The 14626-nt window shown below is 71.6% G+C and carries 14 protein-coding genes, 1 tRNA gene and 1 pseudogene; 12 read left to right on the top strand and 4 right to left on the bottom strand.

Features of this window, described 5'->3' with window-relative positions:
* Positions 1 to 10 precede the first annotated feature (10 nt).
* The 11 genes from ABD353_RS13930 to ABD353_RS13880 all read left to right on the top strand — a co-directional run bounded on the left by ABD353_RS13930 (position 11) and on the right by ABD353_RS13880 (position 10090).
* A complete protein-coding gene (locus ABD353_RS13930; protein WP_344623873.1) occupies positions 11 to 1168 on the top strand; it encodes a nucleotidyltransferase domain-containing protein in 1158 nt (385 codons plus the stop codon).
* A complete protein-coding gene (locus ABD353_RS13925) occupies positions 1165 to 2028 on the top strand; it encodes an amino acid kinase family protein (protein ID WP_344623872.1) in 864 nt (287 codons plus the stop codon). Before ABD353_RS13930 ends, ABD353_RS13925 begins: the two co-directional genes overlap by 4 nt.
* On the top strand, positions 2025 to 3191 hold the full coding sequence (locus ABD353_RS13920) for a 2-aminoethylphosphonate aminotransferase (RefSeq protein ID WP_344623871.1): 1167 nt from the start codon (positions 2025 to 2027) through the stop codon (positions 3189 to 3191). The genes ABD353_RS13925 and ABD353_RS13920 overlap by 4 nt, the downstream gene beginning before the upstream one ends.
* A gap of 20 nt (positions 3192 to 3211) precedes the next feature.
* Positions 3212 to 5461, top strand: coding sequence for an FAD/NAD(P)-binding protein (locus ABD353_RS13915; protein ID WP_344623870.1), 2250 nt, complete (start codon positions 3212 to 3214; stop codon positions 5459 to 5461).
* On the top strand, positions 5458 to 6177 hold the full coding sequence (locus tag ABD353_RS13910; protein ID WP_344623869.1) for a maleylpyruvate isomerase family mycothiol-dependent enzyme: 720 nt from the start codon (positions 5458 to 5460) through the stop codon (positions 6175 to 6177). Before ABD353_RS13915 ends, ABD353_RS13910 begins: the two co-directional genes overlap by 4 nt.
* Positions 6178 to 6290: 113 nt before the next feature.
* Positions 6291 to 6842, top strand: a complete 552-nt coding sequence (locus ABD353_RS13905) for a thiamine pyrophosphate-binding protein (protein WP_344623868.1) — start codon at positions 6291 to 6293, stop codon at positions 6840 to 6842.
* Positions 6843 to 6844: 2 nt separating this feature from the next.
* Positions 6845 to 7390 (top strand): thiamine pyrophosphate-dependent enzyme, encoded by a 546-nt coding sequence (locus ABD353_RS13900; RefSeq protein ID WP_344623867.1) that lies wholly within the window; start codon positions 6845 to 6847, stop codon positions 7388 to 7390.
* A complete protein-coding gene (locus ABD353_RS13895) occupies positions 7387 to 7641 on the top strand; it encodes a phosphopantetheine-binding protein (protein ID WP_344623866.1) in 255 nt (84 codons plus the stop codon). Before ABD353_RS13900 ends, ABD353_RS13895 begins: the two co-directional genes overlap by 4 nt.
* A gap of 37 nt (positions 7642 to 7678) precedes the next feature.
* Positions 7679 to 8746, top strand: coding sequence for a FomB family phosphonate monophosphate kinase (locus tag ABD353_RS13890; protein ID WP_344623865.1), 1068 nt, complete (start codon positions 7679 to 7681; stop codon positions 8744 to 8746).
* Complete coding sequence (locus ABD353_RS13885) at positions 8743 to 9612, top strand: EamA family transporter (protein ID WP_344623864.1); 870 nt, start codon at positions 8743 to 8745, stop codon at positions 9610 to 9612. Before ABD353_RS13890 ends, ABD353_RS13885 begins: the two co-directional genes overlap by 4 nt.
* Before the next feature lie 10 nt (positions 9613 to 9622).
* A complete protein-coding gene (locus ABD353_RS13880) occupies positions 9623 to 10090 on the top strand; it encodes a CYTH domain-containing protein (RefSeq protein WP_344623863.1) in 468 nt (155 codons plus the stop codon).
* 102 nt (positions 10091 to 10192) lie between these two features.
* On the opposite strand, the gene ABD353_RS13875 is transcribed toward ABD353_RS13880, so the two are convergent.
* From ABD353_RS13875 to ABD353_RS13860, 4 genes and pseudogenes are all read right to left on the bottom strand, one after another.
* A complete protein-coding gene (locus tag ABD353_RS13875) occupies positions 10193 to 10369 on the bottom strand; it encodes a hypothetical protein (protein WP_344623862.1) in 177 nt (58 codons plus the stop codon).
* 17 nt (positions 10370 to 10386) lie between these two features.
* Positions 10387 to 11333: pseudogene (locus tag ABD353_RS13870) on the bottom strand (IS630 family transposase).
* A gap of 436 nt (positions 11334 to 11769) precedes the next feature.
* Positions 11770 to 11847, bottom strand: a tRNA-Pro gene (locus tag ABD353_RS13865).
* 100 nt (positions 11848 to 11947) lie between these two features.
* On the bottom strand, positions 11948 to 12535 hold the full coding sequence (locus ABD353_RS13860; RefSeq protein WP_344623901.1) for an HNH endonuclease: 588 nt from the start codon (positions 12533 to 12535) through the stop codon (positions 11948 to 11950).
* 145 nt (positions 12536 to 12680) lie between these two features.
* Between ABD353_RS13860 and ABD353_RS13855 the strand changes: the two genes are divergently transcribed.
* On the top strand, positions 12681 to 14582 hold the full coding sequence (locus ABD353_RS13855) for a DNA/RNA helicase domain-containing protein (protein WP_344623861.1): 1902 nt from the start codon (positions 12681 to 12683) through the stop codon (positions 14580 to 14582).
* Positions 14583 to 14626: the final 44 nt, after the last annotated feature.

Raw genomic sequence — 14626 nt, 5'->3', positions numbered from 1 at the left:
AGGTTGAAGAATGGCACCCGAGAACACCACCGCCCCGGTCACCGTCGAGGACCTCCCGCCGCACTCCCGGCTGCTGCTGAAGCTCGCCCGGCTCCGGCTGTCCGAGGAGCAGGTCGCCGAGGTCAGGTCCCTCGCCGCCCGGCCCGACCTGGACTGGGGCGCCTTCCTGGAGTCCGCCGCGTGGCACAAGATGCTGCCGATGATCGGCCGGCACGTCGACCGGTACCGGCTGGACCGCAAGACCGAGGGCTCGGCGGGCTTCCCGTACCCGTGGGTCTTCACCACCGCCTACCTCGGCAACCGCACCCGGAACCTGGCGCTGGCCGACGAGTTCGGCCGGGTCTTCGACGAACTCGCCGCCGCCGGCGTCAGGTTCGCCGTCCGCAAGGGCTTCTCGCTCGGCGAGGGCGAGTACCACGACCCCGCGCTGCGCCGGATCGCCGACCTCGACGTCCTGGTCGACCGGGCCGACGCCCAGGCCGCCGACAAGGTCCTCGCCCGGCTCGGCTACGTCCAGGGCCGCCTCGCCGAGGACGGCGAGCGGATCGAGCCGTACAACCGGGAGACCCAGATCTTCTGGCGGATGAACCTCAGCAACCAGTTGCCCTACCGCAAGACGGCCAGCCGGCCGGACATCTCCGACTTCAACGTCGACATCTGCCACGACATCTTCCAGAAGAAGTCCGGCATCTCGGCCGGCGCCGCCGAACTCCTCGACCGGGCCGTCCCGGCGACGCTCTGCGGCACCGCCGCCACCGTCCCGGCCCCCGACGACCGGCTGCTCGACCTCTGCTCGCACCTGCACAAGGAGGCGACCAGCCTGCACTTCGTCGAGGACCGGCAGGACCTCCAGCTGAGCAAGTTCCTGGACCTCGCACTGGTCGCCGGGGCGTCCACCGCCGAGGACTGGGAGCGGTTCCTGGAGCGGGTGCGCGGCTTCGGCGCCGAACCGATCGCCTACTACGCGCTGCACTTCACCGCACAGCTCTACCCCGAGGCCGTCCCGGCCGGCGTCCTGGACGCGCTGCGGCCCGAGGACACCGCCTACCTGGAGCAGTACGGCGCACTGGACGGCCAGACCGCCCAGTGGCAGGAGCCCTTCCTGCTCCGGCTGTTCGACTCCGGCCGGCACACCGCCGGCACCGCCTCGAACGTCCCGCTGCGGTGAGCCCGACCGCCCCGGCCCCGACGGGCGCACCCACGCCGGCCCGTCCGGGCGAGCCCCGCCTGCTCGTCCTGAAGATCGGCGGCAGCGTGCTCTCCGACAAGCAGGGCACCGGGCAGACCGACTTCGACGCGATCGACGCCTTCGCCGGGCAGGTCGCCGACCTGGTGGCCGGCTTCCCCGGCCGGGTCGTGCTGGTCACCGGCGGCGGCGCGCTCTGCCACCCGGTCGGACTGCGGATCAAGGCCGACCGCCAGGACCCGTACGCCGCGGTCGCGTTGACCGAACCCGCCTTCACCATGCGGTGGGCCTGGACGACCCGGCTGCGCGCACGCGGCGTCCGGGCGGTGCCCCTGCAGGTGACCTCGATGTTCGGCGAGCACCCCGACGGCACGCCCATCACCGAGACCGCGGTGGTCCGCCGGCTGCTCGCCGAGGGCGCCCTGCCGGTGCTGTCCAGCGACTGCGTCGTCACCGCGGCCGGCACCCTGCGGATCCTCAGCAGCGACCACGTGCCCGCCCTGCTGACCGCCGAGGAGTTCGGCCCCGTCCGGATCGTCGCGCTCACCGACGTCCCGGGGATCCTCACCCGGGGGCCCGGCAGCGCCGTGCTGCGCCACCTGGACCCGGACGACCCCACCGCCGCGGAACGGCTGTTCTGGCCCACCGACGCCTGGGACGCCACCGGCGCGATGGCCGGGAAGGTCGAGGCGCTGGCCGAACACGCCCGGCGCGGCGCCGAGTGCGTCATCACCCGCGGCGACCGCGCCGCCGAGGACCTCCGCCACCTGTTCGCGCCGATCGCCGAATGGCCCGCCGACACCGCGTACACGCTGATCTCCCGTCAATGGAGCCCGTCATGACCCTCACCACCGCACGGACGGCCCCGCGGGTCGTCCTGCTCAACCCGGGGCCCGTGAACACCCACGAGCGGGTCAAGGCCGCCATCGGCTCGCCGGACGAGTGCCACCGCGAGCCCGAGGCCCAGGAGCTGCTGGCCACCGTGGCCCGGAAGGTCACCGCGGTCAGCGGCGGCGGGGACACGCACGCCGCCGTCCTGCTCACCGGCTCGGGCACGGCCGCACTGGAGGCGGCCGTCTCCTCCGTCGTGCCCGCCGACGGCCGGCTGCTGGTGCTCGACAACGGCCACTACGGCGAACGGCTGCTGAAGATCGCCGAGGTGCACCGGATCCCGGTGCTGCGGCTGGAGTTCGGCTGGGCCCGGCCGATCGACCTGGACGCCGTGGACCGCGCCCTCGCGGCGGACCCCGGCATCACCCACGTCGCCGCCGTCCACCACGAGACCAGCACGGGCATGCTCAACCCGGTCGGCGAGCTCGGCCGGCTGGTCGCCCGGCACGGCCGCTCCCTGCTGGTCGACGCGATCAGCAGCCTGGGCGCCGAGGACCTCGACGTCGTCGCCGACCACGTCGACTGGTGCATCGGCACCGCCAACAAGTGCCTGGAGGGCCTGCCCGGCATCAGTTTCGTCGTCGCCCCCCGGGAACGCTTCGAGCAGCTCGCCGACGTCCCCGGCCGGACCTTCTACCTCGACCTGCACGCCCACTACACCTCCCAGGTCGGCAGCCGCACACCCCAGTTCACCCCGGCCCTGCAGGTGCTGCGCGCCCTCGACGAGGCCCTCGACCTCACCGCCGCCGAGGGGGTGGCCGCCCGCAGGAAGCGGTACACCGAACGCGCCGACGCCATCCGCGCCGGCCTGCTGGAGCGGGGCGTCGACCTGCTGCTCCCGCCCGAGCACCGGGCGAGCTCCATCACCAACGCCCACCTCTCCAACGGCATGACCTACGACGAGCTGCACGACGGACTCAAGCAGCACGGCTACGTCATCTACGCGACCCAGGAGAAGTCCGCCGGCGTGTTCCGGCTGGCCAACATGGGCCAGCTCACCGCGGACGACATCACCGGCTTCTTCGCCGCCTACGACGAGGTCGTCCGCCGGCACACCACCCCGCGTTCCCCGTCCTCCCCCGCCCCGGCCGAAGCGGCGGCGGTGACCCGGTGACTACCGAAAGGCCCACGACCATGGCACCGATCCGGCTGGCGATCGTCGGCGGCGGTCCGACCTGCACCTACGTCCTGGAGCGGCTCGCCGCGCTCACCCGCGCACGGGGCACCGCCGTCCCGCTGGACGTCGTCGTCTACGACCTCTCCGGCGAGTTCGGCTCCGGCCAGGTGCACAGCCCCCGCCAGACCACCACCAGCTACCTCAACCGGATCGTCGGCCAGGTGGCGTTCGCGGCCGACGAGAGCGTGGTCGAGGCCGGCCCGCTGCTCCCCGAGGGCGACCGGCCGACCCTGCTGGACTGGTGCCGCACCCGGTTCGAGGAGACCGGCGACCCGGCCTTCGACATGGTCGCCGAGGACTGGCCGAAGCGCTACGTCCACGGCCTGGCCCTGCAGGACCAGTTCGAGCGCTACGTCGAACTGCTGCGCGCCGCCGAGGGCGTCACCGTCACCCTCCGGCAGGCCGAGGTCTGCGACCTGGAGGAGCGCGGCGACCGCTTCGCGGTCCTCACCACCGACGGCGGGCCCGCCTTCGAGGCCGACTACGTGCTGATGCTCACCGGCCACTCCTCCAACAAGCCGGAGACCGACCCGCTGCAGGTCGCCTGGGCGCGGTTCACCGAGCGGGCCGACGCCCGGCTGATCCCCTCCGCGTACCCCCTGGAGCAGTCCCTCACCCCGGACCGCACCGGTCCCGGGTCCTCGGTGGGCTGCCTCGGCATGGGCCTGACCGGCATCGACGTCGTGCTGTACCTCACCGAGGGCCGCGGCGGAGTCTTCGAGCGCGAGGCGGACGGCACGCTCGGCTACCGCCCCTGCGGCGCCGAGCCCGACTCGATCGTGGTCTTCAGCCGCAACGGCCTGTTCACCTTCGCCCGCCCGTACAACCAGAAGGAACGGGACATCGCCGCCCTGGAGTACAAGGGCGCGTTCCTCACCCACGCGGCGGTGGCCGAGCTGCGGCGCACCGTCGGCCGGCGCAACACCATCAACGGCGTCGAACAGCTCCAGCTCGACTTCGAGAAGCACCTCTTCCCGCTCGTCGTGCAGGAGATGGCGCTGATCCACTACAGCACGCTGTACGGCGCGGAGTTCCGCGAGCTGGCGATCGCCGCGGCCCGCCCGGCGTACGAGAAGTTCCTCGCCGACGCCGACGCGTTCGCCGACCACCGCGAGGCGTGCGACCTGCTGACCGGCCCGATCGAGGCGCTCGCGCTGGACACCGCCGCCGCCGTGGACTGGGTCATCTCCGGGGCGGCCCCGCTCGACGGCACGGCCGGCGCCGGACTGCCCGTCCGCGCCGCGACCGTCTCCTTCCTGACCGTCGTCCACGGCGCCGACCGGGCCGCCGAGCTGCTCGAACTGTCCGGCCGCCCCTACGAGTTCGCGGCCGCCGTGGCCGCCTCCAGCTCGCCCTGGCGGCACGCCGCGTCGGCCGCCAAGCACCGCTTCTCCTGGGACGGGACGATCAACCCGATCCCCCGCGGCGCCTACCGCACCCCGGAGGAGTACCGCGAGGTCTTCCTGGACTTCCTGGACACCGACATCCGCTGGGCCGCCCAGGGCAACCTCAGCAACCCGGCCAAGGCCGCGGCCGACGCCGCCTGGCGCGACCTGCGCGGCGTGGTGATCGAGGCCGTCGACTTCGGCGGCCTGCTCGCCTCCTCGCACCGGGACTTCCTCGACGTCTACACCGGGCACCACAACCGGCTCTGCCAGGGAGCCTCCTGCGAGGCGATGGAGAAGGTCACCGCACTGATCAAGGCCGGCTACGTCGACGTCTCGGCCGGCCCGGAGGCCCGGGTCTCGTGCGACGAGGAGGCCGGCAAGTTCCGCATCAGCGGGCCGGTCACCGGCGCCGAGCGGCTGGTCGACTCCCTGGTCGACGCCCGGGTCCACCGCTTCGACGCCGAGCGCGACGTCATGCCGGTCTACCCGAACCTGCTCGCCCGCGGGATCGTCCGCAAGTGGACCAACCCGGGCCTCGGCGAGGACGACTTCGTCCCCGGCGGCCTCGACCTCACGCCGGAGTTCCACCCCGTCCGCGCGGACGGGTCGGTCGAGCCCCGGATCACCTTCCTCGGCCCGCCCAGCGAGGGTGTGATGTACCACCAGATCGGCGCGCTGCGGCCGAACAAGGACCACCATGTGATCCGCGACATCCTCTGCTGGATCAACGCCTTCATGCCCCACGGCGACCCCGACCGGCAGAACCCGAACGACCGGCACCAGAACGACCGGCACCAGAACGAAGGACAGCACGCATGAGCACCGAGGCACACGCAGCGATCGGCACCGACGAGCGGCTCGCGGAGATCGCCGCCGCCCACGCCCGGATCCGGACCGCCACCGCGGCCCTCACCGAGGAGCAGGCCCGGGAGGCGATCGACCTGCCCGGCTGGACGCGCGGCCACGTCCTGATCCACCTCGCCGACCTCGCCAAGGCCTTCGCCCGGCAGGCCCGTTACGCGGCCCGCGGCGAGACCGTCGAGGTGTACGACGGCGGGCGGCCCACCCGCGACAAGTCGATCGAGGCCAACCACGACCGCCCGGTCGAGTGGCTGCGCGCCCAGCTGGAAGAGGGCCTGACCGCGCTGGAGGAGGCCTGGGCCGCCCTCGGCCCGGACGGCTGGGACCTGCCCTGCGCCTACCGCAACTCCCCGCTGCTGGCGACCCAGCTGGCCTGGTGGCGGGAGTCGGAGCTGCACACCGTCGACCTCGGCGTCGGCCGCCGCTCCGAGGAGTGGAGCCCCGCCCTCGCCGCCCACGTCGTCACCTTCCTCCAGCCCCGCCTCCCGCAGTCCCCCGCCGTGGCGCTGGTCGCCTCGGACACCGGGCTCACCTGGGGCGACACCGCCGCGGCCGCCGTCGTGGTGCGCGGCGACCAGCGGGCGCTCGCCGCCTGGCTCTCCGGCCGCCCGACCACCACCCCGCCCGTCGCCGACGGCGGCGCCGCACTGCCGGAGCTCAACGCCTGGCCGTAGGCCGCAACCCCCGCCGGGGCCGGCCGACGATCCACGCCCGGCCGCGACACCGCACGTCCGGTCGGCAGGCCGGCCCCGGCGCCCCACGACCGTCCCGCAGGAAGGTACAGCGCATGACCACCGCAGTACTCCCGTCCGGCCCCGCCGGACCCGGATCCCCCCGACCGACGGCCGCGGAGGAACTCGTCCGCGCCTTCGCCGACCACGGCCACACCCACTTCACCGGCGTGCCCTGCTCGCTTCTCAAGGGCGTCTTCAAGGTGCTCGAAGGCCCGCGGAGCGACCTCACCGAGGGCCTGCGCTACCTCGCCGCCCCGCGCGAGGACTCCGCGATAGGCGTCGCCACCGGCCTCGCCGTGTCCGGCGCCAAGCCCGTGGTGCTCATGCAGAACTCCGGACTCGGCTACTCGCTCAACGTGCTGACCTCGCTCAACCTCATCTACGACGTGCACGTGCCGCTGGTCGTCAGCTGGCGCGGCCACGACGGGAACGACGCCGTCGAGCACGACATCATCGGCCGCGAACTCACCAACCTGCTCGACGTCTTCGACCTGCGCTGGACGGTCTTCGACCCCGAGGACGCGTACGCCTCGGTCGAGCGCTGCCTCGCCGGGGGCGAGGACGGCCGCCACACCCCCGTTCTGATCGTGAAGCAGGGAGTCTGAGGATGCTCGGGATCCAGGAAGCCATCGTCGAGACCACGCGGAAGTTCCCTTCCTCGCTGTACGTCTCCACCTGCGGGTTCATCACCCGCGACCTCTACAACACGGCGGACCGGCCGGAGAACTTCTACCTGGTCGGCTCGATGGGCATGGCCGCCCCGGTCGGCCTCGGGGTCGCCCTGGCCCGGCCCGGCAAGCAGGTCGTCGTCCTCGACGGCGACGGCTCCTTCGCCATGAACCTCAGCGTGCTGCCGATGATCGCCGAGCACCGCCCGAACCTGGTCCACGTGGTCCTGGACAACGGCGTGCACGAGAGCACCGGCGGCCAGCGCCCGGTGCAGATCGGCGACCCGGCCGGCCTCGCCCTGGCCGCGGGCTACGCGGCCGCGTACACCGTCGACTCGGCCGAGCAGCTCCGGCAGGCGGTGCCCGCCGACGGCCCGACCCTGCTGCACGTGCGCTGCGCGCCGCGCGGCGCCGCCGCCGGCAAGCGGGTCGAGTGGACCCCGCAGCAGATCGTCGCGCGCTTCACCGAGCGGGCGGCGGCATGAGCACCGACACCACGGCCGTCGAGGACGGCGTCCGGCGGATCGTCGCCGGCGTCCTGCGCACGGCGCCCGGACAGGACGACCCCGGCCCCGACACCGACCTCTGGTCGGCCGGCCTGGACTCGATGGGCAGCGTCTCGCTGATGGTGGGCCTGGAGGACGAGTTCGGCATCGAGTTTCCCGACGCGATGCTCGACCGGGAGACCTTCTCCAGCGTGCGGAGGATCTCCGAGGCCGTCCGCAGTCTCGTCTGACGACACGTCAACCATTCGGCAACCACCTGGAGCCGCCATGCCCCTGGACCTCAACCGGCTGCCCCTGCGCTCGTCGAGGACGGTCGACCTCAACCTGCTGAAGGTGCGGATCGCCACCAACCTGGAGGAGTTCGCGGCCTACGCCTACTTCTCCCGCGAGGCACCGCCGGGCGAAGAGCCCGACCACGAGATCTACTGCATCGACCTCGACCGGGACGACCACGACACCGACGAACTGGCCCGGCTCGCCGACCGCTCGCTGCGCGCCAAGCGCTTCCGCACCGGCTACTACCTGAACCACGTCTTCGGCGACCCGGCGTACCTGATCACCGAGGGCCGGCGCTCGTACGTCTTCGGCCGGCGCCTGGAGCGCACGGTGTGGCCGTACTTCGTGAAGCGGATCCTCACGGACTTCGCCGTCGACCACGGGTACCTCCACCTGAAGGCCGCCGCGTTCGTCCTCGACGGCGCGGCGACCCTGCTCGTCGGCCCCAACGCCGGCGGGAAGACGGTGTTCATGACCCAGGCGTGCCTGGCCGGCGCACGCTTCCTCAGCAACACCCACCTGCTCGTCCGGGACGGGTACGCGTACGGCGTGCCGTCCGCCGTCCGGGTCCGGCGGGACGCCTCCTTCGGCCCGCTCATCGACCGGCACGGCCTCACCGAACACCTGGAGCAGGGGGACTTCGTGGCCTCCCCGGAGCTGCTGTTCCCGGGCGAGCCGGTCGACGCCGCACCGATCCGCAACATCGTGATCACCGACTTCGACCCGTCCCGACCGCCCGGCTTCGAGGAGATCCCCACGGCCCGGGCGGAACTCTTCCTCGACCAGTTCGCCTTCGCCGTCACCACCTACGGCCTGAAGGACGACCTGATGAACCACTGCGGCGGCGACGTCCTGCGGTTCACCGACGTGCTGGGCGCCATGAAGGCCCAGCTCGCCGAACTCGTCGGCGGAGCACGGTGCTTCCGCTCCAACGTCGACATGCTCGACCCGGCCGCCCGGGACACCGTACTCCGCGAGCTGGCCGGTACTCACTCGGCCGGCGTCCCTGCGGTCGGCGCAGCCGCTGGCGCCACCCGCCTTCAGGCCGCAGGCCGGTGACGCCGCTCGTCGCGGCCGTGGTGCTCGTCGCCGCGGTCACCCACGCCGGCTGGAACGCGATCGCCCACAGCATCAAGGACGAACTCGCCGGACTGTGCATGGTCGGCGTCGGCCGAACGGCGTGCGGGGTGGGCCTGGCCTGCCTCGCACCCGTCCCGGCGCCGGCCGCCTGGCCCTGGCTGCTGGTCTCGGTCGTGCTGCACGTGGTCTACCAGGTCCTGCTGATGCGCTCGTTCCGGCTGGGCGACTTCGGGCAGGTGTACCCGATCGCCCGCGGCACCGCACCGGTCGTGGTCACCCTGGTCGCCGCACTCGTCGTCGGCGAGCACCTTGCCGGGGCGAGCGCGGCCGGCGTCGCGGTGGCCTCGGCCGGCCTGGTCGGGCTGGCCGTGCGCGGCCTGCGCGCCGGGCGGCGCCCGGACGGCACCGGCGGCACCGCCTCGCCGTGGCCCGCCGTCACCGCCGCCGTCGCCACCGGACTGACCATCGCGGCGTACACCGTCGTCGACGGGGTCGGCGTCCGCTCCTCCGGGGCCGTCCTGGGCTACATCGCCTGGCTGATGGCACTGGACGGCGCCGCCGTCCCCGGGTACGCCCTCCTCACCCACCGCCGCGGGCTCGCCGAACGGCTGCGGCCGGTCCGGGCCCGCGGACTCCTCGGCGGTGCCATGTCGGTGCTGTCCTACGGGCTGGTGCTGTGGGCCCAGGCGCGGGCCGCGCTCGCACCGGTCGCCGTGCTGCGCGAAACCAGCATCATCGTGGGTGCGGCGATCGGCACCGTGTTCTTCCGGGAACGCTTCGGCGGGGCGCGGATCACCGCCGCCGGCGTGATGCTCGCCGGCATCGCCCTGATCCTCTGGCAGTAGGAGGCCGCTGATGGCTGTGGAGATCGAGAAGAAGTACCTGCTGTCCGGCGAGGACTGGCGGGCGGAGGTGGTCCGCACCGAGACGCTCACCCAGGGCTACCTCTCCATGGACCGCGACCGCGAGGTCCGGGTGCGCCTCTCCGGGGACACCGCGGCCTTCCTCACCGTCAAGGCCCGCCGGAGCGGCCCCGCCCGCCTCGAATACGAGTACCCCGTACCGGTGGCCGACGCCCGCGAACTCCTCGCCCTCTGCCTCGGCACCCCGCTCCAGAAGCACCGCCACCACCTCTCCCGCACCCCCGGCCGCTGGACCGTCGACGAGTACGCCGGCGCCAACACCGGCCTCCTCGTCGCCGAGGTCGAATGGGACGAACACCAACCCGAACCCCCCACCCCCACCTGGGCCGGCCCCGACGTCAGCACCGACCGCCGCTACTCCAACGCCGTCCTCACCCTCACCCCGTACACCTCCTGGTGAACCGGACGGGCAGCTCACCAAGGCCGCCCGGGCTACCGAGTGGGCGTGGGCACGCGGTCGTCGCTCAGCAGCGCCCCGCCGCCGCGACCGTCCGGCTCACCGTCATCCGACCCGCAGCTTCAGTTGCCGGTTGTGCTCGGAATGCTCGGAGACGACGCCTCCGACGGTTTCGCCCACCACAGGCCACAACTCCGGGGGCACGGGATCGCGGTCGGGGTAGTAGGAGATGGCATCCACCACTGCCGCGACCCCGGCATGCCCGGGGATTTCGACGAACATCCCGAACGGCCTATTGATCAGAAACTCAATTGGTTCTCGTCGAGGGTGTAGCGGACCTGCGGACCGTGGAAGTAGCCGCGGACGATGTGGGGTTGGCGCTGGCGTCGGTGGAAGAAGCGTCGGGCTTCGGCTGCCAGCTCGGCCTGGTCCCGGGCCCGGTGCCTCATGGGCAGGCTGCGCTTGAGGTCAGCGTTGACGAGTTCGTCGGGATTGAGCTCAGGCGAGTACGACGGCAGGAAGTGCAGCTCGACCCGGTCGGCATGGTCGGCCAGCCAGGCACGGACCTTCTTGCTGCGGTGGGCCGAGTGGCGGTCCACGACGAGGTGGATCTTGCGGTCGAAGTGGCCGGCAAGCCGGTCGAGGAACCGGCACATGACCTGCGCGTCGAAGGTCTCGGTGAAGACCATGAAGTGCATGCGGCCCTGGTGCTGATCGCCGACATCGCGTTGACCGAGAAGCGGTTCCCGGTCCGGCGCACGATCGGGGTCCGCCCCTTCTCGCCCCAGGTCCGGCCGGTGACCTGGTCAGAGCGGATGCCGACCTGGTCGGCGAAAAGCACCTCGGCGTCCTCGGCCTTCGCCCGTGCTCGGATCGCCGGCCAGGCCTCCTCCAGCCAGCCGCGCACCGCCTCGGGATTCTGCTCGACGGCCCGTTTGTCCGGGCGCTGGAACGACAGCCCCCAGCGGCGCAGGTACTTGCCCACCCCCGGCTCCGTCAGGCGGACCCGGTACAGCTTCGCGATCAGCGCACCCACCTGGGAGCGCGTCCACAGCTGCCCGGCAAGCCCCAGCTCACAGGGCTGGTGGTCGAGCACGGCCTGCCGCACCGCGGCCTGCTCGGCCTCGGACAGCACCTGATGCTCCCCGACCCGCCGCCCGCGCGGACGCCCGATCAGCGCCTCACGACCGCCGGCCAGCCACTTCGCCCACCAGCCGTCCACCGCCTTCAGCGAGACCTTGAACATCGCCGCGACGTCCTCGTGGTCCCGCCCCTCGACCAGCGCGGCCACCGCCCGCAGCCGCAACGCTTCCTGCGCCGACGGCGACAAGTGCCGCGCGTCCCCCACCAGTCCACTCACACGGTGTTCAACGACCCAGAACCCCCTACCGTTTCGGATCAATAACGGTCGCGACTTCTCCGCACAGCACGGCACCGACCGGGTGGTCGAGCTTTGCGGCTTCCCATTCCTCGGAAGTTGTCATCGATGTCGGATCCTCGGGAATTCGTTAAGTCAAGCCCTGAACCGCTAATTCGAAACAGCACCCAGCAATTGTCTGATCGTCCAACCTCGGCGACAACATCGCCGACGCGAAAGACGCGCTTGGCTGGATCCAACCCCCGCTCTCCCGTGCTACGCAACGCGGCGGCCCTGGAGGTCAGCAGGGCTCTCGGGTTTCCTGCCAAGACGACAGCATTTGAACCTGCAGCCCCTTGATCCCCCATCAAGGAACCAGCCGCGCCCACAGGTCAACCACTTGCTGGCGGACGAGCGTGCGTTTCATCGAGCTGCCCCCGGCCCCCTGCACTGCGCGTGGTCCCCAACTGGTCCCCAACAGCCCCGGTTCCGATCGAAGCTCCTCACTGACGCCAGCGCTCGCGGTGCTGTCGCACACAATTGAGATCGATCTTGTGCTGCGGATGGGTACGGAGCAGTCCCATCTCGGTACCGCCCTTGATGACCATGAGATCGTCACTCAGGACGATGGCGCCCACGTCAAGCATGACGTGGCAGTTCGGACAGAGGCAGAGAACGTTCGCAGCGAGGTCAGGTCCGTTGTGGGGGCTGCCCAGTGCTTGGATATGGGCGCCCTCGCTGTAGCTGCCGCCGGGGACCTCGATGCGCAACGCACATACCTGGCACCGGTTGTCGTGCCAGGCCTTGACCCACCGTCGCCCGGCGATGTTGACTTCAGTCGCCCGGGAATAGCTATCGCTGCACGTCGGACGGTAGACAGCCCGCGCTGTTCGTTCACCGAAAGACGCCTCAGAGGCGATGGTGATCGACGCGTGGTCCCCGGCACGTCCCCGGTTCTCCCCGCTCCAGAACTCCCCGCCTCCGTCGCAGCTGTCGTGGCCCAAGCCGTCGGAGCAGCCCCCGTCCAGACGGCCGCCCCGGGGCTCTGCCGGCCACGCAAGCCGCCCCGTCACCCACCTCCGGTCCGCCATACGCCGGTGGAGGTGCAGGTGTTCGGGCACCGGCTCAGGCTCTCCGTTGTAGGTTTGGCCCTGTCATCAGCGCGGCCCGCCGGGCTTCCCTCCAGGGACATGCCCCCACCCGCACGAGTCACTTCGTGCTGCCTGGGAGCATTCCTTGCTGTTCCGCGACTCCGCGTCCGCGGTCGCCGCCGAGAGCCTGGCCGGATCACTGTTCGTGCGCCTCATCGACCAGTTCGTCCACAAGCACGGCCACAAGCCCAGCCCGTCCGAGGTACGTTCCTGGGAGCGGAGCATCCCGGCTCTGACCAATGCTCTCCTGGACGCCGGGCTCGGCATGGTCGAGGTGCTCCTCGAGTACTCACTTCCACTCAACAGCAAGCGCGCGGACGTCATACTCGCCGGCGTCCACCTGGGCACGGGCGAACCGTCGTATGTGGTGGTCGAGCTCAAGCAGTGGAGCAGTGCGCTTCCGGAGGACGGCGAGCCGCTGCTCTGCCGGGTCGACGCGTACACCCGGCCGGTGCTGAACCCGATCGAGCAGGTCCGCGGCTACTGCGACTACCTGATCTCCTTCAACGGCGCGCTCGCCGCCCATCCCGAGCGGCTGTCCGGCGTGGCCTTCCTCCACAACGCGACCGAGTTCGGCGTCCAGGGCCTCTACGAGGTGTCGCAGGACGATCGCGGCCGGCTCTTCACCGCCGAGCGCCGCGGGGAGTTCGTCCAGTACCTCCGCTCGAAGCTGAAGCCGGTCTCCGGCGCGGAGGCCGCGGATCAGTTGCTTGCGGGCAAGGTGGCCCCGTCCAAGCAGTTGATGGCGGTGGCCGCCGAGGAGGTCCGCGAGCGCGAGCAGTTCGTCCTGCTGGACGAACAGCGGGTCGCCTACGAGCTGGTGCTGCGCGCGGTCCGCCAGGCGCAGCAGGCCGACCACAAGGAAGTCGTCGTTATCACGGGCGGCCCGGGCACCGGGAAGAGCGTCATCGCGCTGTCCCTCCTGGGTGATCTGTACCGGCGTGGCGTAACGGCTCTGCACGCGACCGGGTCCAGCTCGTTCACCACCACCATGCGTCGGACGGCCGGTGCGCGGAAACGCGAGGTGCAGGAGCTGTTCAAGTACTTCAACAGCTTCATGACGGCCGAGCGCAACGTGTTGGACGTGCTGATCTGCGATGAGGCACACCGGATCCGGGAGACGTCGGCGAACCGGTACACCCGGGCCGCGCAACGGACGGGGAAGCCCCAGATCGAGGAGCTGATCGATGCCGCCCGGGTGCCGGTGTTCCTGCTGGACGAGCACCAGGTCGTCCGGCCGGGCGAGATGGGCACCGTGGCCCAGATCAGGGCCGCCGCCGCGGTGAAGGGGCTGGACTGCCAGGTGGTCGAGCTGGACAGCCAGTTCCGCTGCGGCGGCAGCGACGCCTACCTGCACTGGGTGGTACGCCTCCTGGGCCTAGAGCCCGGCGGCCCCGTCGACTGGGAGCCCGACGGCAAGGTCGCCCTGGAGGTCGTGGACAGTCCCCGGGAGCTGGAGGCGTTCCTCGATGCCCGGCGCGCGGAGGGGTACGGCGCCCGCATGTCGGCCGGGTACTGCTGGAAGTGGACCACGAAGGTCGCCCCGGGTGATCCACTCCCCCTCGACGTACGGATCGGCGACTGGGCCAGGCCGTGGAACGTCTACGGCGACCGCTCGATCGCCGGTGCTCCACCGGCCGCGCTATGGGCCACCGACCCGGCTGGCTTCGGCCAGGTCGGCTGCGTGTACACCGCCCAGGGCTTCGAGTACGACTGGAGCGGCGTCATCCTCGGGCCGGACCTCGTCTGGCGCACCGACCGCTGGATCACCGACCGGACGGCCTCCAAGGACCCCGTCTTCCGCAAGTCCACCACCGACGCCGACATCGACCGCCTGATCCGCAACACCTACAAGGTGCTGCTGACCCGTGGAATGATCGGCACGGTCGTGCACTCGACGGACCCGGAGACGCGCGTCAAGTTGCGTGATCTGGTTACCGGGCAGCGGGCGGGACGGATCGAGATGGGGCACGGCCGCCGCGGCTGACGTCCACTCACGACTCCGCGCGGGGCGTCCGGTGCCATCGGTTC

The sequence above is a fragment of the Kitasatospora arboriphila genome (genome assembly GCF_039528095.1).
GTDB lineage: Bacteria > Actinomycetota > Actinomycetes > Streptomycetales > Streptomycetaceae > Kitasatospora > Kitasatospora arboriphila.
This window is presented reverse-complemented; position numbering and strand designations above follow the sequence as displayed.

Coding starts and splice junctions, on each gene's coding strand:
- ABD353_RS13875 (WP_344623862.1), bottom strand. CDS start 10,369: ATGTTCGTCGAAATCCCCGGGCATGCCGGGGTCGCGGCAGTGGTGGAT.
- ABD353_RS13890 (WP_344623865.1), top strand. CDS start 7,679: ATGCCCCTGGACCTCAACCGGCTGCCCCTGCGCTCGTCGAGGACGGTC.
- ABD353_RS13895 (WP_344623866.1), top strand. CDS start 7,387: ATGAGCACCGACACCACGGCCGTCGAGGACGGCGTCCGGCGGATCGTC.
- ABD353_RS13920 (WP_344623871.1), top strand. CDS start 2,025: ATGACCCTCACCACCGCACGGACGGCCCCGCGGGTCGTCCTGCTCAAC.
- ABD353_RS13880 (WP_344623863.1), top strand. CDS start 9,623: ATGGCTGTGGAGATCGAGAAGAAGTACCTGCTGTCCGGCGAGGACTGG.
- ABD353_RS13915 (WP_344623870.1), top strand. CDS start 3,212: ATGGCACCGATCCGGCTGGCGATCGTCGGCGGCGGTCCGACCTGCACC.
- ABD353_RS13930 (WP_344623873.1), top strand. CDS start 11: ATGGCACCCGAGAACACCACCGCCCCGGTCACCGTCGAGGACCTCCCG.
- ABD353_RS13900 (WP_344623867.1), top strand. CDS start 6,845: ATGCTCGGGATCCAGGAAGCCATCGTCGAGACCACGCGGAAGTTCCCT.
- ABD353_RS13860 (WP_344623901.1), bottom strand. CDS start 12,535: ATGGCGGACCGGAGGTGGGTGACGGGGCGGCTTGCGTGGCCGGCAGAG.
- ABD353_RS13905 (WP_344623868.1), top strand. CDS start 6,291: ATGACCACCGCAGTACTCCCGTCCGGCCCCGCCGGACCCGGATCCCCC.
- ABD353_RS13910 (WP_344623869.1), top strand. CDS start 5,458: ATGAGCACCGAGGCACACGCAGCGATCGGCACCGACGAGCGGCTCGCG.